The sequence below is a fragment of the Kitasatospora sp. NPDC088783 genome (genome assembly GCF_044750705.1).
Taxonomy (GTDB): Bacteria; Actinomycetota; Actinomycetes; order Streptomycetales; family Streptomycetaceae; genus Kitasatospora; species Kitasatospora fiedleri.
Window position 1 is genome coordinate 42,608 of the sequence record NZ_JBIVKJ010000016.1, and the last position, 21,721, is coordinate 64,328.

Sequence of the window (21,721 nt, forward strand, 5' to 3'; positions counted from 1 at the left end):
ACCATGTTCACCAGGCCACAACGCCCGGCCGCCCCGGGGCCCGCGACCCGCCGGCGGCACACCTGGCGGTCGGCCGGCTGGAGCGCGCTCCGCCGCGCCGCGCCGCACCTCCCCGCGGAGCGGCAACTGACCGCCGCCCTCGCCCTCCTGACGGAGCGCTACGGCCTGCCGCTCCAGCTCGCCGCCGGGCCGGGCTGCGGGTCCCCGGCCGCGGCGCAGCGGTACCTGGCCGACGCCGGAGCCGGAGCCGACTGGGACGCGCTGGTGACCGCCACCGCCGCCGACGCCCCCGCCGACGCCCCCGCGCCGACGGCCGGACCGGCCGCGGTGCGGATCCGGATCACGGCCGGCGCCGCCGATCCAGACGCCGCCGCCGATCCAGACGCCGACGCGGACGCCGCCGACGGGAACGACACCGGGGCGGACCTGGTCTGGACCGCCACCGACCGGGGCCTGGAGGCCCGCTGGGACCCGGCGGTGTTCACCGAGGAGACGGTCGCGGCGATGGCGGGCCACCTGGACCGGCTCGCGGCCGAGCTGGTCCGGCCGGACCGGCCGCCGCTGGCCGCGGTCGAGGTGCTCACCGCGGACGAACTCGTCCGGAACGGCGGGACCCCGGAGCGGCTGCCGGAGTACCCGCCGATCACCCTGCACCAGCTGTTCCAGCTCCAGGCGTGGCGCACCCCGGACGCCTGCGCCCTGGCCATGGGCGAACAGCGGCTCAGCTACCGCGCACTCGACCTGGCCTCCAACCGGGCCGCGCACCGGCTGATCGGGGCGGGGGCCCGGCCCGGCGACGTCGTCGCGGTCGGCGGCGACCGCTCGATCGGCCTGTTCACCTCGCTGCTCGCCGTGCTGAAGGCGGGCTGCGTCTTCGTCCACCTCGACCCGGCCTACCCCGTCGCGCGGCTGCGGCAGTTCGTCGAGGTGAGCCGGCCGCGGCTGGTCCTGACCGGACCGGGCGCCCCCGAGCTCGGCACCGGACTGCCCGAGCTGGCCTTCGACGCGCTGCCCGACCCGGCGGAGCCCGGGCCGGACCACGCCCCGGACGTGGTCGTCGGCCCGGAGAGCCCGGCCTACATCCTGTTCACCTCGGGCTCCACCGGCACCCCCAAGGGCGTGCTGCGGCCGCACCGCCTGCACACCACCCGGATCTTCCTCGAACAGTCCATGTACGCGGTCGGCCCGGACGACCGCCACCTGCTCAAACTCCCGATCAGCTCACGGGAGTTCCTGTGGCCGCTGGCGACCGGGGGCACCGCCGTGATCGCCGAGCCCGGCGGCGAGCGCGACGACCAGTACCTGGTCGACCTGCTGCGGCGCGAACGCGTCTCCGTGCTGAGCTGCGTCCCCTCGATGCTCCGGGTGCTGGCCGCCAACCCCGGCTTCGCCCGGTGCCCCGCGCTGCGGCACGTGTTCGTCGGCGGCGAGGCGCTGCACCGCGACCTGGAGGACCGGGTCCGGGCCATGGGCTACCAGGTGCACAACACCTTCACCCTGACCGAGGCCGACTACGTGGCGCACCGCAAGGACGGCCTGGACGAGCGGCCCGAGGACGCCTCCGTCATCGGCCACCCCCTCGACATGCGGGTCTACCTCTGCGACGACCGGGGGCGCCGGGTGCCCCCCGGGCTGGTCGGCGAGGTCTGGGTCGGCGGCCCCGGCGTGGCGACCGGCTACCACCGCGACCCGGAGCGCACCGCGGAGCGCTTCGTCGCCAACCCCTTCGGCGACCCGCGCACCCCGCTGCTCTTCCGCACCGGCGACCTCGCCCGGCACCGCGCCGACGGCTCCCTGGAGTACCGCGGGCGCCGGGACCTCCAGGTCAAGGTGCGCGGCCAGCGGGTCGAGCCGACCGAGGTCGAGTTCTGGCTCCGCGAGCACCCGGGCGTCCGGGACGCCGCCGTGGTCGGGTACCCCGACCGCGAGCAGGGCGCGTTCCTGGTCGCCTTCGCGGTGGGGGAGGAGCGCGCCCCCGCGGAGCACGAGCTGCGGGCGTTCCTGGCCGACCGGCTGCCGGCCTGGATGCTGCCGCGGCACGTCGCCTGGGTCCCCCGGCTGCCGCAGCTCTACAGCGGCAAGCTCGACCGCGCCTCGCTCCGGCTGCCCGCCCGGGTCCGGCCGCCGGACCTGCCCGCGCCGACCCGGCCCCGCACCCCGGCGCAGGAGCGCCTGCTCGGGATCTGGCGCACCATCCTGCAACTGCACGAGATCGGTGTCGACGACGCCTTCACGGCGGTGGGCGGCGACTCGCTGCGCCTGATGCTGCTGCGGGCCGCGGTCCAGGACGAGTTCCGGATCCGGCTCGACCTGGCGGACCTGCTCGGCGCGCCGACCGTCCTGGCCCAGGAGCGGCTGCTCCGGCCGACCGCCCCGGCCCCGGCCGAACCGCTCGCCACCGCGCCCGTCCCGGTCGTCCCCGTCCCGGCCGCCCCCGTCCGGTCCGGACCGCCCGGACCGCCCGCCGCCGCCCCGACCCCGGCCGGGCCGTCGGCCGCCGCGGGCGAGCGCTCCCGGCGGCGGGCCCTGCGCGAGGCCCAGCGGGCCGCCGCGGCCGAAGGGGGTGAGCGACGGTGACGCACATCGCCGTGATCGGCATGTCGGGCCGGCTGCCCGGCGCGGCGGACCTCGACGCGTTCTGGCAGAACCTGCTCGCCGGCCAGGACTGCATCACCCGTACGCCGTCCGACCTGCTCCGCGGTACGGTCGCCGACGAACTCCTGGACGACGCACGGTGGTTGGGCGCGTCCGGACGGATCGCCGCGCCGTACGACTTCGACCCGGCGTTCTTCGGGATGTCCCCCAAGGAGGCGCTCTCCACCGATCCGCAGCACCGGCTCCTGCTGACCACGGTGCACCGCGCCCTGGAGGACGCGTGCGTCGTCCCCGGCACCGGCCCCGGCCGGGTGGGGGTGTTCGCGGGCGTGGGCCGCAACCGGCACGAGGAGCTGGTGCGGGCGGTGCTCGCCTCCCGCGGCGAGACAGTCAACGAACTGGCCCTGGAGATCGGCAACGAGAAGGACCACAGCACCACCAAGGTGGCCTACCGGCTGGGCCTGACCGGCCCCGCCGTCACCGTGCAGTCGGCCTGCTCGACCGGGCTGGTCGCCCTGCACCAGGCCTGCCAGAGCCTGGCCGCGCAGGAGTGCGACGTCGCCGTGGCGGGCGCCGCCGCCCTGCGCGTCCCCGACAGCCACGGCTACCTCTACCTGGAGGGCGGCATCGGTTCCGCGGACGGAGTCTGCCGGCCGTTCTCGGCCCGGGCGGGCGGCGCGGTGGCCGGCGACGGCGTGGTCGCGGTCGTCCTGAAGCGGCTGGAGGACGCGGTCGCGGATGGCGACCGGATCAGCGCGGTGGTCCGCGGCTCCGCCGTCAACAACGACGGCGCCAAGAGCGGCTACGCCTCCGTCAGCGCCCGGGCCCAGGAACTGCTGGTCCGCGACGCCCTGCTGTTCTCCGAGACCGACCCGGACACCGTCGGCTCGGTGGAGGCGCACGGCTCCGGCACCCCGCTCGGGGACGCCGCCGAGTGGTCCGCCCTGGCCCGGGTCTACGGCGCGGTCCGGCCGACCCGGGTGGGTTCGGTCAAGTCCGGCATCGGCCACCTGCGGGAGGCCTCCGCGCTGGCGGGGTTCGTCCGGGCGGTGCTGAGCGTCCGGCACGGCCTGGTGCCGCCGACCATCAACGTGGGCCTGCCCGCCGAGTACGTGACCCGGGAGACCTCCGGGCTGTCGCTGCCCAGGGCGGTGGAGACCTGGCCCCACCCCGGCGTGCGCCGGGCCGCCGTCAGCGCCTTCGGGCTCGGCGGGACCAACGCCCACGTGATCGTCGAGGAGCCGCCGGCCCGCCCGGCCGCCGCCCCGCCGACGGCCGCCGCCGCCGTGGTCCTGGTCTCCGCGCACACCGAAGGGGCGCTGGAGCGGACCTCCGCCGACTGGGCGTCCGCGATCGACACCGGCGCCGCCACGCCCGCCGAGGCGGCCGCCGCCTCCCAGCGCGGCCGCCGCCACCGCCGTCACCGCCGGTTCGCGGTGGGGTCGGACCCGTCCGCGCTCGCGGCCGGACTGCGTTCCCCCGCCCCGCCCGCCGCCGCGCGGCCCGCCCCGGCCACGGCCCCGGCCGTCGGCCTCGTCTTCCCCGGCGTCGGCGACCACTACCCCGGCATGGGGGCCGGCCTGCACCGCGCCCTGCCCGGGTTCACCGCCCGGCTGGACCGCTACCTCGGCGACTGCGGCGACCGGCTCGGCCAGGACCTGCGCCGCCTGCTCGCCCCGGACGCCCAGGCCGGGCCGGGCGCCCGCACCGGCGCGGTCTTCAACCTCCGCCGCCTGGTCGACGACGGGCGCGGCACCTCCACCGACGAGGTCTTCGACCCGGTCGCCTCGCACGCCGTGCTGTTCTCGCTGCAACTCGCGCTGGCCCGCAGCCTCCAGGCGCTCGGGGTGCGGCCGGCCGCCGTCACCGGGCACAGCCTCGGGGAGCTCACCGCCGCCACGGTGGCCGGGGTCTTCACCGAGGAGGACGCCCTGCGGGTGGTCGTCGAGCGGGCCCGCGCCGTGGCGGCGCTGCCCGAGGGGGCGATGCTCGCGGTGAGCCTCTCCCGGGCCGAGGCCGAGGAGCTGACCGGCCCCGGGGTCTGGCTGGCGGCGGTCAACTCGCCCCGCAGCAGCGTGCTGGCCGGTGAGCGGGCGGCGGTCCTCGAGGTGGTGGACCGGCTCAACCGGCGCGGCCTCCAGGGCCGGCTGCTCCCGGTGCGCCACGCGTTCCACACCCCGCTGCTGGCGCCCGCCGGGGAGGAGCTGCGCGCCCTGCTCGGCAGCCTGACCCTGTCGGCCCCGACGGTCGCGCTGGCCTCCAACACCACCGGCACCTGGGTCCGCGCCGAACTCCGGGACCCGGAGTACTGGTACCGGCAGCTCACCTCGCCGGTCCTGTTCGGCCAGGCCCTGGCCACCGCGGCGAAGGAGTGCGACGTCCTGCTGGAGGTCGGGCCCGGACAGTTGCGGACCCTGGCCGCCCAGGCCCGGGCCGTCGGCGACGACCACGCCGCGGTGGTGGCGACCGTGCGCCGGGAGTACCAGAACGAGTCCGACGCCGAGGTGCTGCTGCACGCCCTCGGGCAGCTGTGGCAGCGCGGCTGCGACCTCGACTGGGAACGGCTCGGCGGCGGACCGCTCCCGCCGCCGGCCGCCCTGCCGCCCACCGCGCTGGACGAACGGCCCCTGTTCGTCGCCGAGGGCGGCCCGGCCGGCCTGCTCTCGCCCGGCCCCGCCGCACCGGCACCCGCGCCCGCACCCGTCCCTGCGCCCGCACCCGTCCCCGAGCCCGCTGGAGCCGGGGACGGGGACGGGGCCGGGGACGGTGACCCGGACGCCGTGGCTGCGGTGCTGGCCGAACTGTGGGAGGAGGTCCTCGGAGTGGAGGACCTGACGGCCGAGGACGACTTCTTCGAACTCGGCGGCGACTCGCTGATGAGCGTCCAGCTGGTCTTCGGCATCGAGGAGCGGCTCGGGTTCCACGTACCGGCGGTCGCGGTCTTCCAGGAGTCGAGACTCGGCCGGATGGCCGCCCACATCACCACCTGGCACGCCACTGGAGGCAGCAGATGAACCACCCCGCCGTGGGCGTGGTCGGCGCCGGGGTCATGGGCGTCAGCCTGGCCCAGAGCCTGACCGCCGCCGGCATCGACACCGTCCTGCACGACTCCGACCCCCGGCAGCGGGCCACCGCCGAGAGCCGGGCGAGCGCCGCGGCCCGGCTGGCCCGGCTCTCCGGGAGCCGCGCCGGCGCCGAACGGCCCGGGCGGCTGACCGTCACCGGGGAGCTGGCCGCGCTGGCGGACTGCGGCCTGGTGATCGAGAACGTGATCGAGGACCCGGAGGTGAAGGAGCGCGTCCACCGCGCCCTCGACGAGGTCCTGGCACCGCGGGCGGTGGTGGCGGTGAACACCTCCGCGGTGCCGGTCTCCGGCCTCGCGCTGGCCACCGGCCACCCCGAGCGGATGGTCGGGGCGCACTTCATGAACCCGGTCGGCGCCTCCACCATGGTCGAGGTGGTGCGCACGCCGTACACCGCGGCCTGGGCGCTGCACGGCCTGGAGGAACTCCTCGGCCGGCTCGGCAAGGAGACCGTGGTGGTCGAGGACCGGGCCGGGTTCGTCATCAACCGCTGCCTGATGATGTTCATCAGCGAGGCGGCGGCCCTGGTCGACGACGGAGTGGCCACCCCGCAGCAGGTGGACCGGCTGTTCCGCGGCTGCCTCGGGCACCGCACCGGGCCGCTGCGCACCGCCGACCTGATCGGCATCGACACCATCGTCCACACCCTCGACGTGCTGCGCGGGCACTACGGCCCGGAGCGCTTCACCCCCTCTCCCGCCCTGCTCCGGATGGCCGCCGAAGGCCGGACCGGCCGCAAGAGCGGACAGGGCTTCCACTACTACTCGGACGGGGAGACCCCATGACCAATCCCGTGGCGCCGACGGCGCCCGCGGACCCGGCGGCACCGGCCCAGATCCGGTCCGAGGTGGCGCGCTTCCTCTCCCGCTACGTCGACGACCCCGCCTCCCTCGAAGCCGAACACCTGCTGACCGGCGGCCTGTTGGACTCGCTGGCGGCGGTCGAGCTGATCGGCCACCTGGAGCGCCGCTTCGGGGTCCGGGTGCTCGACCACGACCTGGAGGTCGACAACTTCGACTCCCTCGCCGCCATCACCGCCTTCGTGGCCCGGAAGCAGCGGGCATGATCACCGAACTGGCCCCGGAGCTGGCGGCGGAGTTCACCGACCGCCCCACCGCCGCGCGCGCCCTGGGCGCGCTGGTGCCCCGGGCGTACGGCGGCCTGGAACTCGGTTACGCCGGCTACGGCGAGGTCAACCGCACCGTCGCCGAGCGGTCGCCGTCCCGGCAGAGCCTGCTGACCGTGCACGGCATGGTCTGCCGGGCGCTGGTCCGCTGGGGCAGCGCCCGGCAGCGGGACGAGTACCTGCCGCGGCTGGCCGACGGCAGCCTGCTGGGGGCGTTCGCGCTGAGCGAGGAGGCGGCCGGCAGCGACGTCCGCCGCATCGCCACCACCGCCCGCGAGGTGCCGGGCGGCTGGGTGCTCGACGGGCGCAAGCGCTGGGTCACCTTCGGCCAGGAGGCCGGGGTCTTCCTGGTGTTCGCCCGCACCGGCACCCGGGACCTGGCGGTCCTGGTGCGCCGCGACGATCCGGGGGTCCACCTGCAACCGGCACCGCGGACCAGCGGCCTGCGGGACGCCAGGCTCGCCGAACTCGTCCTCCGGGAGTGCCGCGTCCCCGCCGACCGGCTGCTGGGGCGGCCCGGCGCCGCGCTGTCGCACATCGCCGCCGACGCGCTGACCCTGGGCCGGCTCTGCGTGGCCTTCGGCGCGTGGGGGCTGGCCGGGGCCGCGCTGTCGGCGGCCCTGCACCGCTCCATCGAGCGGCACCAGTTCGACGGCCCGCTGCACCGCCTCCAACTGGTGCGCGGACTGCTGGCGGACGCCGCGGTCGCGGTCGACTCGGCGCAACTGCTCTGCCGGCGCGCCGCGACGGCCCTCGACGAGGGCGACGAGTGGGCGCTGGGCCACGTCCTCACGGCGAAGCTCGGCGCCAGCCGGGCCGCCACCGCCGCCGCGGCCGCGGCCGCCCAACTGCACGGCGCGGCCGGCCTGGCGGAGGGGAGCCGGGTCGACCGCTTCGTCCAGGACGCCCGGGTGTTCGAGGTCATCGAGGGCAACACCCAACTGCTCCAGGACCTGATCGCCGATCAGGCCCTGGCCCGCTTCCGCGACCACGCGGCCCGGGCCCTGCCGTCGACCGGTCCGGAGGGACACCATGTCGGGTGAACCGGCCGTCAAGGCACCGGCCGCCACGGTCAAGTGCGTCGTCTGGGACCTCGACGAGACCCTGTGGGAGGGGGTGCTGGCCGAGGGCACCGCGGGCGGCCTGCGGCCGGGAGTGCTGGAGACCCTGCGCTCCCTCGACCGGCGGGGCGTCCTGCACTCCGTGGCCAGCAAGAACGAGCCCGCCCGGGCCCGGGACCGGCTCGAACAGCTCGGGGTGGCGGAGTACTTCCTCTGCCCGCAGATCTCCTGGGAGCCGAAGTCCGCCCTGGTCGCGGCCGTCGCCGAGCAGCTCAACCTCGGCCTGGACAGCCTGGTGTTCATCGACGACTCCGCCTTCGAACGCGCCGAGGTCGCCGACGTCCACCCGCAGGTGCGCTGCCTGGACAGCACCGCCGCCGCGGAGCTGGCCGACCTGCCGGGCTTCGACCCGCCGGTGACCGCGGAGGCGGCCGGCCGCCGCCGCCTCTACCGGGAGGCGGAGGTCCGGCGCGACTACGAGGAGTCGTTCCAGGGGCCGCGCGCCGAGTTCCTGCGGACGCTCGGCCTGCGGCTCACGGTGGCCGAGGCCACCCCGGACGACCTGCTGCGCGCCGCCGAACTCACCGAGCGCACACACCAGTTGAACACCACTGGCCTGGTCTTCGACGCCGCGGAGCTGGCCGCGCTGATCCCCCGGCCGGACCAGACCCTGCTGGTGATCACCCTGGAGGACCGGTTCGGCGGCTACGGGACGGTCGGCGTGGTCCTGCTCGGCACCGACGAGACGCAGTGGCGGATCCGGCTCTTCCTGATGTCCTGCCGCGTCATGGGCCGCAACGTGGGCGGCGCCGTCCTGGCACTGCTGGCCCGGGAGGCCGACGCCCGCGGCCTCGACCTCACCGCCGACTTCCTCGCCAACGACGTCAACCGGCCGATGTACATGGTCTACCGCCTGGCCGGATTCGAGGAGATCGGACGGGAGGGCGAGGTCCAGCGGCTCCGGCTCCGCAGCGGAGCGGGCCGCGCCAACCCCGACTACGTCGAACTCCACGCACTGATCTGAGCCGCCACCACCCCGCCACCACCCGCCGCCCGCCCTCACCCGCCACCCGCCATCACCCCGTCACGACCCATGGAGACGAACATGCAAGCCTTCACCGACCGCTGGGAACAGGGATTCGCCGCGCTCTACGACAACCGGGAACTGGCCGAGATCTCCTGGGTCACCACCTCGGTCAGCCCGGCGCTCCAGCAACTCGTCATCGACGGGGTGATCCCGCGCGGCTCCGAGGTGGTCGACCTCGCCTGCGGACCCGGCGTCCACGCCGTCTTCCTGGCCCGCCACGGCATGCGCGTCACCGGCGTGGACCGGTCGGCCACCGCCCTGGCCAAGGCCCGGGAACTGGCCGGCTTCTACGACTGCGACCCCGCCTTCGTGGAGGGCGACATCCTGCACACCCCGCTGCCGGACGGCTGCGCCGACGTGGTGCACGACTCCTTCGTCTACCACAACGTGCGCCCCGAGGCCCGGGACGACTACCTCCGGGAGGCCGCCCGCCTGCTGCGCCCGGGCGGCCTCTTCGTGCTGGTCGGCTTCTCCGACCGGATGTCCCCGGGCTCCGGGCCGATCCGGCTGACCTCCGACGACGTGGTCCGCCCGGCGCTGGAGCACTTCTCGATCGAGGAGCTGCGCCGCTTCCGGAACCTGCCGACCGAGAAGCGCCCGGACCAGTGGCACTGGCTCGGCGTCTTCCGGCGCCGGTGACCGCCGCCGCGGCGGGGCCCGGGCGCTTCGCCGGGCAGACCGTGCTGCTGACCGGGGCGGGCCGGGGCATCGGGCGCGCCTGCGCCCTGGAGTTCGCCCGGGAGGGCGCCCGGCTGGCCCTGGCCAGCCGGACCCCGGCCCAACTGGAGCGGGTCGCCGCGGAGATCGGCGCGCTGACCGGCGTCCCGGCGCTGTGCGTGCCCTTCGACGTGTCGCGGGCCGAGCAGGTCCGGGCCGGGGTGGGCACCGTGCTGGAGCGGCTCGGGCCGATCGACGTGCTGGTCAACTGCGCGGGTCTGTTCTCGATGGGCCCCTCGGAGTCCACCGCGGAGGCGGACTCGCGGGAGCTGCTGGCCACCAACGCGCTGGGCACCCTGCTGGTCTGCCAGGAGGTCGGCCGCGGCATGCTGGAGCGCGGCCGGGGCCGGATCGTCAACTTCGCCTCGCTGCTGTCCTTCACGGCCTTCCCGGGGCGGGCCGCCTACGCCGCGAGCAAGGGCGCGGTCCTCCAGCTCACCCGGGTGCTCGGGGTCGAGTGGGCGGCGCGCGGGGTGAACGTCAACGCGGTGGCCCCCGGCATGATCCGGATCGAGACCAGGCACCCGGCCGTGGCGGCGGGCGAGTTGAGCGAGGACGAGATCCTCGGCCGGATCCCGATGCGGCGGCGCGGCCGGCCGGAGGACGTCACCGGGCCCGTCCTCTTCCTGGCCTCCGCGCAGGCCGACTACATCACCGGGCAGACCCTGGTGGTGGACGGCGGCTGGCTCAGCTACGGGTACCTGTGAGCGCCCGGCCCACGCACGTCCGGCCCACGGGGCCCCGACCCATCCGACCCCGGCCCGCGGGCCGGGGCGGGACCACAGGAGCGGAGAGCGGAGAACGCTGATGACCGACTACAGACACGCGCTCATCGGGTGCGGCCGGGTCGCGGCCAACCACGTGGACGGCTTCGGCCGGGTCCCCGGGTGGGTCCTCGCCACGGCCTGCGACCGGGAGCCCCACGTCAAGGAGTTCGCCCGCGAGCACGGGATCGCGACCGCCGCGCAGGACGTCGAGGAGGTGTTCGCGGACCCCGGGATCACCAGCGTCTCGATCGCGGTGGACCACGTGCAGCACGGGCCCCTGGCGGAGCGGGCGCTGGTGGCGGGCAAGCACGTCCTGGTGGAGAAGCCGCTCTGCCTGGACCCGGCGCAGGCCCGGCAGCTGGTCGCGCTGGCCGCCGAGCGGGGCCTGGTGCTCTCCACGGTCGCCCAGCACCGCTACGACCCGGTGGTGCGGGCGGTGCGGCAGTGGGTGGGCCGGGGGCTGCTCGGCCGGCTGGTCTTCGCCTCCGCGACCCTGCAGGCCCGGCGGGAGCCCGACTACTACACTGGGAGCTACTGGCGCGGGACCCGGCGGGGCGAGGGCGGCTCGGCCCTGATCAACCAGGGCTACCACTGCCTGGACGCGGTGCGCTGGATCTGCGGCGACCTCACCACGACGGCCGCCGTCCGCACCGCCAGGGCGCTGGGCGGCGTCATCGAGACCGAGGACACCCTCAGCGGCCTGCTGTCCGCCTCGGGCGTGCCGGTCACGCTCAACGTGACGGTGGCGAGCAGCGTGGAGTGGCGCACCCGGATCGAGATCGTCGGCGAGCTGGGCTCGGTGGTCTTCGACCTCGACCACCCGGGGCGGCTGCGGCGCTGGGACGGGTCGGCGGAGCTGGTCCGCCTCGCGGAACGGGAGAGCAGCCGTGGCCTGGCGGAGGAGCCGCCCGGGACGTCCTACTACGGCACCTCGCACCGCCGGCAGATCGCCGACTTCTGCCGCAGCGTCGCCGGCGGGGGCCCGATGCTCTCCTCCCCGGCCGATTCGGTGGGAACGCTGGAGACCATTCTCTCGCTCTACGCGCTGTCGTCCCGGTGAACGGACCGGAAAGCGCGGACGGCACCGGGCCGGCGGGCCGCCGGACCCTACCGGGAGAGGAATTCCGCCGGAGCCGGCATCAGTGCGTCGAGGCATTCCTCGGCGGTTCTCCCGGAGCGGATGAATCCCCGTTCCTCCGCGCCGAGGAATCCCTCCTCGACCATCCGGTCGAGGAGGGTGATCAATGGGTCGAAGAATCCCGCGACATTGGCCAGGGCGACCGGCCGCCAGTGGAATCCCAATTGGTTCCAGGTGGAAACCTCCATGAGTTCGTCCATCGTTCCGTAGCCGCCGGGGAGGACGACGAAGGCGTCCGCCATTTCGTACATCAGCGCTTTCCGGGTGTGCATTCCCTCGACGACCAGGACCTCGCCCCGGGCGTCGTCGAGGCGCTCGCGCTCGTGCAGGGCGTCCGGGATCACGCCGAACACCTCGGCGCCGGCCTCGTGGGCGGCCCGCGAGACGGCGCCCATCAGGCCCACGCCACCGGCCCCGTAGACCAGGCTCCCGCCCCGGCGGGCGATCGCCGCACCCAGGTCACGGGCGGTCCGGAGGTACTCCGGCCGGCTGCCCGAACGGGAGCCGCAGAAGACGCCTATCCGGCTGGGCGCGGCCGGGGGAATTGTCACGGTGGATTCCTTCGCGGAGGGGGATCCGGTCCGGTCGGCGGGCTGAACGGTATTCATCCGACTCATCCCCAGCCCAGGTCGTCCCCGGAAATCCGGACGGACGCGTCAACGGCGGTGGTGCGCGGAGCGTGCGGACCCTGGAGCGTGATCACGGCGCTCAGCACGGCACCTGCCGTGAGAGCGGCGCCGATGATCTGTCCCAGGCGGCGTGCGAAAGAGTTCATCGTGATCTCCAGTCATCCGAGGAGCGGCCGAATCGGCGGCCCGTGGGCTACCTTGCTACATGCCGGGTACGAGCCGAATGGACGGGGGCGCTCGGCATACTGCATTGCGCGTATCCGAGGGGATGACCAAAGTGGCAGATTCGGAGTTTCAGGACGACTTGGACACGATCGCCCTGAGCGAGGGTGCGCTCCGGGTCTACCTCCACGCCCTCGACCTCCCCGCTCCGCTGCGCTGCGACCGGGCCGGCGACGAGATCGGGATCGGCCCGGCGGAGTTCGACCTCGCGGTCGAACAGCTCCGGGCGCTGAAGCTGGTGAGCGCGCAACTGCTGTCCGAGGGCTTCATCGCCCCGGTCGCCCCCGACAGCGCCCGGGTCCAGCTGCTCTCGCCGCTGGTCCGGGAGCTGGAGCAGAAGCAGCGCACGGTGGACGCGGCCCGGGCGGTCTACGCCCGGCTGTCCGTCGAGTACCACCGCTCCACCACCCGCAGCGCCCGGGACGAGACGGTCACCGTGGTGCGCGAACTGCCGGACGTGCGGCGGCTGATCACCGAGCTGTCGGCCGGCTGCACCCGCGAGGTGCTGACCGCCCAGCCGGGCGGCGGCCGCACCGAGGAGGTGCTGCGCGAGTCCCTGCAGCGCACCGAGAGCCTGCTGAACCGGGGGGTGCGGATGCGCACCCTCTACCAGCACACGGCCCGCTACAGCCCGCCGACCGCCGCCTACGTCGCCCACGTCACCGCGCACGGCGCGGAGGTGCGGACGCTGGGGGACGGCTTCATGCGGATGCTCCTGTTCGACCAGGAGGTCGCCCTGATCGAGCTGAACGAGACGCCGGCCGGGGCGGTGCTGGTCCGCGAGCCCAGCATCGTGCACTTCATGTACGAGTCCTTCGAGCGGGCCTGGAGCCAGGCGACCGAGTTCGACGCGGACAACCACCCGGCGTCCGTGCGGCAGACCACCGACAACACCAAGGCGACGATCATCAGGCTGCTGGTCGACGGGGTCGAGGACAAGGTGGTGGCGCGGCGGCTGGGCATGTCGCTGCGGACCTGCCAGCGCCACGTGTCGGAGATCCTGCGCGACGTCGGGGCCAGGAACCGGCTCCAGGCCGGCTACCTGATTCACCGTTACGGCCTCGACCGGACGGACGCCCTTCCCGGGGAAACGGAAGGCGCCGGAGCGGAAGAGTAGGTGAACCGGAAATGTCGGCCCCCCGCTCGCCGGGTGCCGCCGCCCGCGATTCCCCCGGGGGCCGTGCCCGCATCATGGCCGACTCGTCGGCAATTTTCATTGCGGTGAAATTTTCTTGCAGTAAAAACCTGGCTTCTGTACGTCAACAGTCGATTCCTGGCCGTGCCCTGCCGCGGCGCGGGTCGAACCAGCGGAAAAGGGGAGAACCCGCGTGAACGACGACCGACAGCTCCACGTCGACCTGCCGACCGCGCCGGACCGCGCCGGCGCACTCACCTGGGGGCAACTGGCCATCTGGGAGGTGCTCCACTGGCTCCCCCCGGGCGACACCACACTGACCCTCTCCACCGTGCTGCCGCTGCCCGCCGGGACGACACCGGAGCGGCTCACCGCGGCCCTGACCGTCCTCGTGGCGCGCCACGACGCGCTCCGGACGGTGTTCGAGGAGTCGGGCGGCGAGCCCCGGCAGACCGTGGTCGGCGGCGGCCGGATCGCGGTCGACGTCCACGACGCCCCCGAGGGCGCCGCGGCCGAGACCGCCGAGAAGCTCCACCGCGAACTGCGCGGCCTCCCCTTCGACCTGGCCCGCGACCTGCCGCTCCGGGCCGTCCTGGTCACCGAGCGGGACACGCCCGCCGCGCTGGTCCTCGCCATCAGCCACATGTCCGTGGACGCCTGGAGCTTCCGCATCGTCCGGGAGGACCTGGAGACGCTGCTGGCCGGCGCGGAACTCCCCGCCCGGGGGCCGCAGCCGCTGGACCGCCTCGACTACGAGCGGTCCGACCTGGGGCGGCGGCGCGAGGAGCGGGCCCTGGCGCACTGGGCCGAACAGATCCGCGAGACCCCCGCCCCCATGCTCGCCGAACTCCCCCCGCCCTCCGCCCCGCACCTGCGCTGGGGCCGGATCGAGTCCCCCGCGCTCGCCGCGGCGGTCCGGCTGCTGACCGGCCGGGCCGGGGTCACCGGCCCGGTGGCGGTCCTGGGCGGGGTCACCCGACTGCTGGCCCGGTACACCGGACAGGACCAGGCCACCGTCCGGCTGATCGTGGCGACCAGGTTCAACGCCCGGAACCGGCGCTTCGTGGGCGCCTTCAACCAGAACGCCCTGCTCCGGGTCCCGTCCGTCGCCGACCCCTTCGACGACCACCTGCGCCGGACCTCGCTCGCGGCCCTGACCGCGTACCAGAACTGCGAGTACGACCCGCGGACGGTCGAGCGGATCGTCCGCGAGACCGCCGCCGAACGCGGGGTGGCCGCGGGCGGCTACTGCTTCTTCAACGACATCAGCGTCGAACCCGCCAGGCGCCCCGGCACCGAGCCCCGGGCCGCGGACGCCCCGGACCCGCGCCCGCTGCGCGCCGAGACCGTGCTCTCCGTGCCCGACATGGACCAGGTGCCGATGGGGGCGACGTTCTTCCTCTTCCTGGAGCACATCGGCGAACGCGCCGTCCTGCAACTGTGCGCCGACGAGCGCTTCCTCGCCCCCCGCTCCGCGACCGAGTTCCTCGGCGACCTGGAGGACCTGCTGGTGTCGGCCGCCGTCGCCCCGTCCGCCGCCGCGGGCTGACCCCGCGCCGCCGCGGGGTGCGGCCGACCGACCCGTCCGGTCGGCCGCGCCCCGCAGCCGGGTGTCACGGAGTGAGCCGGTTGGGGCCGCGGAAGAGGAACACGGCGTCGCGGATCGACTCCAGCCCGAGCATCACCATCAGCACCCGGCCCAACCCCAGGCCCAGCCCCCCGTGCGGCGGGCAGCCGTAGCGGAAGCAGTTCAGGTAGTCCTGGATCGGCTCGGCCCCCACGCCCTTCTCGGCGGCCTGCTTCAGCAGCACGTCGTACCGGTGCTCGCGCTGCGCCCCGGTGGTGATCTCCAGCCCCTTCCACAGCAGGTCGAAGCTGAGCGTCACCTCCGGCTGCTCGGGGGAGCGCATGTGGTAGAACGGGCGGATTCCGGCCGGGTAGTGGGTGACGAACACGAACTCGTGGCCGCTCCGCTCCCTGACGTGCGCGGCGAGCGCCCGCTCGCCCTCGGGGTCCAGGTCCTCCTTGAGCCCCTCCGGGTCCCAGCCCCCGGCCCGCAGCAGCCGCTGGGCCTCGGCCATCGTGATCCGGGGGAACGGCAGCTCCGGGACGACCACCTCCCGCCCGAAGTGCTCGCGGATCGCCGGCCCGTGGACCCGCGCCACCGCGGCCACGGCGTGGGCGAGCATCCGCTCCTCGAACGCCATCACGTCCTCGACGCCGTCGATCCAGGCCAGTTCGACGTCGACCCCGGTGAACTCGGTGGCGTGCCGGGAGGTGAACGACGGCTCCGCCCGGAACACCGGGCCGACCTCGAAGACCCGGTCGATCCCGGCCGCGATCGCCATCTGCTTGTAGAACTGCGGCGACTGGGCGAGGTAGGCGCTGCGGTCGAAGTAGCCCAGCTTGAAGACCTCGGCCCCGGACTCGGAGGCGGTGCCCATCAGTTTCGGCGTGTGCATCTCGGTGCAGCCCTCGCCGTGCGCGAACTCGCGCATCGCCTGCTCGACCGTGGTCTGCACCGCGAACAGCAGGTGGGCGGCGGGCCGGCGGCGCACGTCCAGGAAGCGCCAGTCGAGCCGGTGCTCCGGCCCCGAGCGCTCGTCGATCGGCAGCAGTGGTTCGGCCCGGTTGAGGAGCTCGACGGCGTCCGGGACGATCTCCACCCCGCCCAGCTTGACGACGGGGTTGGCCACGACGCGGCCGGTGACCCGGACGGCGGACTCGACGGTGAGGTCCTCGATCGCCCGCTCCGTCCCGTCCCCGGGGCCGCCGCGCCGGTGGGTCACCTGGGCCGTGCCGGTGTGGTCGCGGACCAGGACGAACTGCATCGCGCGTTGCAACCGCAGGGTGTTGACCCAGCCGGAGACGGAGACGGTCCGCCCCACGTGCTCGTGCAGGTCGGCCACCGGGACGCGGGGGGTGTGGTGGATCATCGCAGTCCTCCATGGACTTCGGCTGACCCCTTGGAAGTGCGGGCGAGAAGGGCGACTCGCGGTGCCACCGCACTTTCGCCGCGACCGGAGCCGCGGCCTCATTCGGGCCCGGTGACGGGGGCTGGCCGGCGGGGCATTTCCTCCCCGCGCTCAGGAGTGTCTTCACCGCACAGTGCGAGACCGCCTTCCCAGCTGCCGGCGGTTCTCTCTGCTCGCACGGTCCTGCGGCTACTCGTCTCCCTCGTCGCGTTACCCACGAGGGTAGGGGAACTGACGAGGCGGCTGCAACGGTGTTCCCGGCCCGGCGGCATGTTCGCCGGAGACCGGGGCAGGCGGCTCCCCGTAAGCGCAACGAAGCGTACGAGGAGGCAGCGATGACCGAGGGTATGTGGGACTACGCGGGCGCCGAGGGCTACACCACGGGTTCCGACCTGACGGGGTACCGGGTCGAGGCGACGGACGGCCACATCGGCAAGGTCGACAAGCACACCGTGGACGTCGGCGCGGGCTACCTCGTGGTCGACACCGGCCCGTGGATCTTCGGCCGCGAGGTGCTGCTCCCGGCGGGCACCGTCACCCGGGTCGACGACCAGGAGAAGACGGTCTGGGTGAACCGCTCCAAGGACGAGGTGAAGAACTCGCCGGAGTACGACCGGGAGGCGCACGCCGACGACCCGGCCTACCGCCACCAGGTCGGCGGCTACTACGGCGGCACCGTCTGACCTGCCGGACCCGTCCCGCCGGGGCCCCGCGTCTTCGGACGCGGGGCCCCGGCGCGTGCGCGGGCGGCGCCGTGACGGGGGAGGGGGAGGACTCCGCCGGTCAAACCCCCCGCGTTCACTCGTGGGGGTGAACAGTCGATCGGGGGGCCAAGCCGCGCCCGGTCCGGTGCCGAAGGACTCGCGAGCGGGGCGCGGAGTTGGCCGGGCCCCGGACCGAGACGAGGCATGATGGCCACAGAGCACATCGACTCCCGGCTGCTCGCGGAACTCACCGAGCAGTCGGAGGACTTGAACAGCGACGCGCAGCGGATCACCCGCGCCGCACTGACCGGTTTCGAGCAGGTGACCGAACCGCGTCGGCGCTGGTGGCAGCGGAGCGGGGTGCTGGCCGGCGCGGCGGGCGCCGCCGCGCTGTGGGGCACCTCGCGGGCGCTGGCCGCCTCGGCCTCGGCGAGCGCGGACGACGTGATGGCGTTGCAGACCGCGGCGTCGATCGAGAACCTCGCGGTGAGCGTCTACCAGACCGCGGCGGCCCTGCCGTTCATCAAGGACGGCAACAAGACGGTGGCCGCGTTCATCACCAAGACCACCGCCCAGCACCAGGCCCACGCCCAGGCGTTCAACTCCGCCGCCACCCAGGCCGGCGGCAAGGCCCAGAACCAGCCCGACCCGAAGTACAAGGCCGTGGTCGACCAGGCGCTGCCCACCATCAAGGGCCCCGCGGACGTGGTGAAGCTGGCCATCACCCTGGAGGACGTGGCCGCGCAGACCTACACCAAGAACGTCTCCCAGGTCTCCTCGCCCGAACTGCGCAAGCTCTTCGCCTCGGTGGCCCCGGTCGAGGCGCAGCACCGCGCGGTGCTGCTGGCCGTGCAGGCCCTGCTGGCGGGCAACGCCGCCGACCTGATCGCCATCCCCGTCGACCCGGCCAAGCTGCCCGCCGCCGCGGGCAGCGTCGGCATCCCCGACACCTTCTACAAGACCGAGAACGCTTCGCCGATCACCGAGGGGGCCGTCAAGTGAGCACCGACTGGGAACTGCCGATCAGCGAACAGCAGTTGGCGCGCCTGACCCGGGACATGGAGGAGGCGCACCGGGAGACCCTGCCCGCGATGCGGGCCGGCGCCCTCGACCTGGCCGCCGAGCTGCGCACCCGCCCCGCCCCCCGGACGACCGCCCCGCAGGAGCCCGGCCGCCGCCGCTTCCTGCTGGGCGTGGGCGGGGCCGCCGCCGCGCTGACCCTGGCCGCCTGCTCCAGCGGCAAGTCCGCCACCTCGCCCGCCCCGAACGCCTCCTCGACGCCCGCCTCCGGTGCCGCGTCCGGCTCGGCGTCCGGCCAGTACACCGGCGACCTCAAGGTCGTCGCGCTGGCCACCGCGCTGGAGAACCAGGCCGTGGGCGCCTACCAGGCCGCCCTGGACGCCGCCAAGGCCGGCAAGCTCGGCACCGTCCCGCCCGCCGTGGCCACCTTCATCACCACCGCCATGGGCCAGCACGCCGACCACGCCAAGGCGTGGAACGCCGTGCTGACCGGCGCGGGCAAGCCCGCGATCACCGACGTGCCGCTCTCCAACCAGCCCGCCACCCTGGACGCGCTCGGCAAGGCCGCCACCGTCGGCGACGTCGCCCAACTCGCCCTCCAACTCGAGAACCAGGCCGCGCAGACCTACCTCTTCGCGACCTACAACGTCACCAGCCCCGGCGGCATCGCCACCGCCGCCACCATCGCCCCCGTCGAGGCCATGCACGCCGCGATCCTCCACTACGTCCTGGGCCAGTACCCCGTCCCCGACGACTTCCTCCCCGTCGACAAGGCCGCCAACCCCGCCCTGCTCACCGTCTGAACGGGTTCCCGCGCGTCGGACCCGGTGCCCGCACCGGGTCCGGCACGCTGGGAACTCCGCCCGCGTCAAGGGAAGGCCCTTCCGTGACCCGCACCACCGGACGGCCGTCGGCCGCCCTCGCCCTCGCCGTCGCCCTCGCCGCCGTCCTGGCCGCCGCCGGGTGCTCCAGCAGCGCCCCCGCCCCGTCGTCGACGTCCGGCAGCCCGAGCGCCGCGGCCTCGAACGGCACGGGCGCGCCCTCCGGCAGCACCGGCGCTTCCGGCAGCACCAGCGCTTCCAGCAGCACCGGCAGTCCCAGCAGCACCTCGGCGACCACCGTGTCGATCAAGGACTTCAAGTTCAGCCCCGACACACTCACCGTCGCCCCCGGCGCCACGGTCACCGTCACCAACCAGGACTCCACCACCCACACCCTGACCTCGGCCGGCCAGAAGGCCTTCGACACCGGCAGCATCGCCCCCGGCGCCACCGCGACCTTCACCGCCCCGGACACCCCCGGTCCCTACCCCTACCTCTGCACCATCCACCAGTTCATGACCGGCACCCTCACCGTCAAGTAGCCCCGACCGCGACCCGCGGCGCCCGCCGCCCCCGACGGGAGGGCGGGCCCGGCACCGGGCCCGCTCCCGCGGTTGCCCCGTGCGGGTGATCCCCCGGCAGGTCGCGGCGGTACCGGTCCCCGGCGGGGCGAACGGGCACCAAGGTGGTTCCGGGGTGTCTCGCCCCGATCCCCTCTTCCCCGCCGGGCCGGGCCCGTCGGCCGTGGACCGCCCGGCCGTCTCCCTGGAGGCCCGCGTGGAGGCAGCGCGATTCCTTGCCAGAACAGGTGCCGCCGCGGCGGCCACCCTGTGCCTGCTGGCGGCCGGCGCACCCGCCGCCGACGCCCACCCGCTGGGCAACTTCTCCCTCAACCACTACCTCGGCCTCACCGTCCGGCCCGACACCGTCGAGGCCCTCGCCGTCACCGACGCCGCCGAGATCCCCACCCTCCAGGAGCAGCCGAAGGTCGACCGCGACGGCGACGGCACCGCCGACGACGCCGAACGCGCGGCCTGGGCGGACGCGCAGTGCGGCCTGACGGTCCAGCACCTCCGGGTGACGGCCGGTCCGGACGCGACGCCGCTGACCTGGCGGACCGACTCGGCGCGGTTCCGCTACGAGGACGGCTCGGCCGGCCTGCGCACCAGTCGGCTCGAATGCGTGCTCCACGCCGACCTGCGGCTGTCCGCCGCCGGGAGCGAGATCCGGGTGACCGCCGGGAACGACCCGGGCCGGGTGGGCTGGAACGAGATCACCGCGCGCGGCGACGGCGTGACGCTGGACGGCTCCGACGTCCCGGCCGAGTCGGTCTCCAAGGAACTGCGGGACTACCCGAGGGACCTGCTGGACAGCCCCAGCGGCGTCACCCACGCCCGGTTCCTGGCCCGGCCCGGCGGCGCCGCCGCACCCGCGGGGGCGGCGGCCGTCCGGGCGGACGGCTCCGGGCCGACCGCCTGGCTGGCCGGCTTGAACACCCGCCTCGCCGGGATCGGCGCCGCCGAGCGGCTGACCGTCCCCCTGGGCCTGCTCGCGGTCCTGCTCTCCATCGTGCTCGGCGCCGGGCACGCCCTGCTGCCCGGGCACGGCAAGACGGTGATGGCGGCCTACCTGGCCGGCCGGCGCGGGCGCACCCGCGACGCCGTCACCGTCGGCGCGACCGTCACGGTGACCCACACCGCCGGGGTCATCGTCATCGGCCTGGGCCTGACCACGTTCTCCTCGCTGGCCGGTGACGTGCTGCTGGGCTGGCTGGGCGTGCTCAGCGGCGCGCTGGTCGTCCTGGTGGGCGCCGGCCTGCTGCGCGACGCCGTCCGCCGCTCCCGCCAGGCCCGCACGCACGGCCGCCTCCCGCACCCCCAACCGGGCGCCGACGACGCCGAGGCCAGGGAGGCCAGGGAACTCGCCCACGCCGCCGCCCACGCCGCGGGCACCCCGCACGACCACGACCCGCACCCGGAACCGGACGGCCACCACCCGCACGCCGAGACCCACCACGGCCACGCGCACACGGCGGTCGCCGAGCACGACCACGGCCACGACCACGGCCACGCGCACACGGCGGTCGCCGAGCACGACCACGGCCACGACCACGGCCACGCGCACAGCCACGATCACGACCACGACCACCCGCACGATCACGGCCATGACCACAGCCATGACCACGACCACGACCACGGTCATGACCACGGCGGAAACCTGACGCACGGTCACCACGGCCACCGCCACGGCCTGTTCGGCGGCCACCACCGGCACGACCCCGCCGCCGCCACGAGCCGGCGCAACCTGATCGGTCTCGGCATCGCCGGCGGCCTGGTCCCCAGCCCGTCCGCGCTGGTGGTGCTGCTCGGCGCGATCGCCCTCGGCCGGACGCTGTTCGGCGCGGCCCTGGTGGTCGCGTACGGCGTGGGCATGGCCGCCACCCTCACCGCCGTCGGCCTGCTCCTGGTCCGGGTCGGCGACCGGCTGGCCGCGGTGCGGAGCGGGCCGGTCGCCGGGCACCTCCACCGGCTCGCCCCGTACAGCGGGCTGCTCACCGCGCTGCTGATCCTGACCGTCGGGCTGGGACTGGTCGTCCGCAGCCTGCCCTCGACCCTCTGAACCACCCGTACCCGCCGGAGGA

At 74.8% G+C, this 21,721-nt stretch carries 19 protein-coding genes; 16 read left to right on the top strand and 3 right to left on the bottom strand.

Annotated elements, in window-relative coordinates:
* Window positions 1-3: 3 nt before the first annotated feature.
* The 9 genes from ACIP60_RS31420 to ACIP60_RS31460 all read left to right on the top strand — a co-directional run bounded on the left by ACIP60_RS31420 (window position 4) and on the right by ACIP60_RS31460 (window position 11,496).
* Window positions 4-2,577: an amino acid adenylation domain-containing protein gene (locus tag ACIP60_RS31420; RefSeq protein WP_400690886.1), complete on the top strand. Its 2,574-nt coding sequence runs from the start codon at window positions 4-6 to the stop codon at window positions 2,575-2,577.
* Window positions 2,574-5,609, top strand: coding sequence for a beta-ketoacyl synthase N-terminal-like domain-containing protein (locus ACIP60_RS31425; protein ID WP_400690889.1), 3,036 nt, complete (start codon window positions 2,574-2,576; stop codon window positions 5,607-5,609). Before ACIP60_RS31420 ends, ACIP60_RS31425 begins: the two co-directional genes overlap by 4 nt.
* Window positions 5,606-6,463 (top strand): 3-hydroxyacyl-CoA dehydrogenase family protein, encoded by an 858-nt coding sequence (locus tag ACIP60_RS31430; protein WP_400690892.1) that lies wholly within the window; start codon window positions 5,606-5,608, stop codon window positions 6,461-6,463. The genes ACIP60_RS31425 and ACIP60_RS31430 overlap by 4 nt, the downstream gene beginning before the upstream one ends.
* Window positions 6,460-6,744 carry an acyl carrier protein gene (locus ACIP60_RS31435; protein WP_100839947.1) on the top strand — a complete coding sequence of 95 codons (285 nt, stop codon included), beginning with the start codon at window positions 6,460-6,462 and terminating at the stop codon, window positions 6,742-6,744. Before ACIP60_RS31430 ends, ACIP60_RS31435 begins: the two co-directional genes overlap by 4 nt.
* Window positions 6,741-7,847, top strand: a complete 1,107-nt coding sequence (locus tag ACIP60_RS31440) for an acyl-CoA dehydrogenase family protein (RefSeq protein ID WP_400690896.1) — start codon at window positions 6,741-6,743, stop codon at window positions 7,845-7,847. The genes ACIP60_RS31435 and ACIP60_RS31440 overlap by 4 nt, the downstream gene beginning before the upstream one ends.
* A complete protein-coding gene (locus ACIP60_RS31445; protein WP_400690899.1) occupies window positions 7,837-8,889 on the top strand; it encodes an HAD-IIIC family phosphatase in 1,053 nt (350 codons plus the stop codon). Before ACIP60_RS31440 ends, ACIP60_RS31445 begins: the two co-directional genes overlap by 11 nt.
* A gap of 81 nt (window positions 8,890-8,970) precedes the next feature.
* Window positions 8,971-9,591: a class I SAM-dependent methyltransferase gene (locus tag ACIP60_RS31450; protein ID WP_400690902.1), complete on the top strand. Its 621-nt coding sequence runs from the start codon at window positions 8,971-8,973 to the stop codon at window positions 9,589-9,591.
* Window positions 9,588-10,376, top strand: coding sequence for an SDR family NAD(P)-dependent oxidoreductase (locus ACIP60_RS31455; protein WP_400690905.1), 789 nt, complete (start codon window positions 9,588-9,590; stop codon window positions 10,374-10,376). Before ACIP60_RS31450 ends, ACIP60_RS31455 begins: the two co-directional genes overlap by 4 nt.
* Before the next feature lie 100 nt (window positions 10,377-10,476).
* Window positions 10,477-11,496, top strand: coding sequence for a Gfo/Idh/MocA family protein (locus ACIP60_RS31460; protein WP_400690908.1), 1,020 nt, complete (start codon window positions 10,477-10,479; stop codon window positions 11,494-11,496).
* A 47-nt stretch (window positions 11,497-11,543) separates the two neighbouring features.
* Here the strand turns inward: ACIP60_RS31460 and ACIP60_RS31465 are convergent, their stop codons facing one another.
* Both ACIP60_RS31465 and ACIP60_RS31470 read right to left on the bottom strand, forming a co-directional pair.
* Entirely contained in the window at window positions 11,544-12,125 is a 582-nt protein-coding gene (locus tag ACIP60_RS31465) for a TIGR00730 family Rossman fold protein (RefSeq protein WP_400690911.1), read from the bottom strand.
* A 62-nt stretch (window positions 12,126-12,187) separates the two neighbouring features.
* Window positions 12,188-12,349, bottom strand: coding sequence for a hypothetical protein (locus tag ACIP60_RS31470; protein ID WP_159073321.1), 162 nt, complete (start codon window positions 12,347-12,349; stop codon window positions 12,188-12,190).
* A gap of 158 nt (window positions 12,350-12,507) precedes the next feature.
* On the opposite strand from ACIP60_RS31470, the gene ACIP60_RS31475 reads away from it, so the two are divergent.
* Entirely contained in the window at window positions 12,508-13,542 is a 1,035-nt protein-coding gene (locus tag ACIP60_RS31475; RefSeq protein WP_400690914.1) for a hypothetical protein, read from the top strand.
* Window positions 13,543-13,753: 211 nt separating this feature from the next.
* A complete protein-coding gene (locus ACIP60_RS31480) occupies window positions 13,754-15,109 on the top strand; it encodes a condensation domain-containing protein (RefSeq protein ID WP_400690917.1) in 1,356 nt (451 codons plus the stop codon).
* A 64-nt stretch (window positions 15,110-15,173) separates the two neighbouring features.
* Here ACIP60_RS31480 and aspS read toward each other — a convergent pair whose 3' ends face one another.
* Window positions 15,174-16,496 (bottom strand): aspartate--tRNA(Asn) ligase, encoded by a 1,323-nt coding sequence (gene aspS / locus ACIP60_RS31485; RefSeq protein ID WP_400690920.1) that lies wholly within the window; start codon window positions 16,494-16,496, stop codon window positions 15,174-15,176.
* A 374-nt stretch (window positions 16,497-16,870) separates the two neighbouring features.
* On the opposite strand from aspS, the gene ACIP60_RS31490 reads away from it, so the two are divergent.
* The 5 genes from ACIP60_RS31490 (at window position 16,871) to ACIP60_RS31510 (ending at window position 21,699) form a co-directional block, all read left to right on the top strand.
* The gene (locus ACIP60_RS31490) at window positions 16,871-17,218 is read left to right on the top strand and encodes a PRC-barrel domain-containing protein (RefSeq protein WP_400690923.1); all 348 of its coding nucleotides are present in this window, start codon (window positions 16,871-16,873) and stop codon (window positions 17,216-17,218) included.
* A 228-nt stretch (window positions 17,219-17,446) separates the two neighbouring features.
* On the top strand, window positions 17,447-18,241 hold the full coding sequence (locus ACIP60_RS31495; protein WP_400690925.1) for a ferritin-like domain-containing protein: 795 nt from the start codon (window positions 17,447-17,449) through the stop codon (window positions 18,239-18,241).
* Window positions 18,238-19,062: a ferritin-like domain-containing protein gene (locus tag ACIP60_RS31500; RefSeq protein ID WP_400690927.1), complete on the top strand. Its 825-nt coding sequence runs from the start codon at window positions 18,238-18,240 to the stop codon at window positions 19,060-19,062. Before ACIP60_RS31495 ends, ACIP60_RS31500 begins: the two co-directional genes overlap by 4 nt.
* A gap of 83 nt (window positions 19,063-19,145) precedes the next feature.
* Window positions 19,146-19,622 (top strand): cupredoxin domain-containing protein, encoded by a 477-nt coding sequence (locus tag ACIP60_RS31505; protein WP_400690930.1) that lies wholly within the window; start codon window positions 19,146-19,148, stop codon window positions 19,620-19,622.
* 235 nt (window positions 19,623-19,857) lie between these two features.
* Complete coding sequence (locus tag ACIP60_RS31510; RefSeq protein ID WP_400690932.1) at window positions 19,858-21,699, top strand: nickel/cobalt transporter; 1,842 nt, start codon at window positions 19,858-19,860, stop codon at window positions 21,697-21,699.
* The last annotated feature ends 22 nt before the right edge of the window (window positions 21,700-21,721 follow it).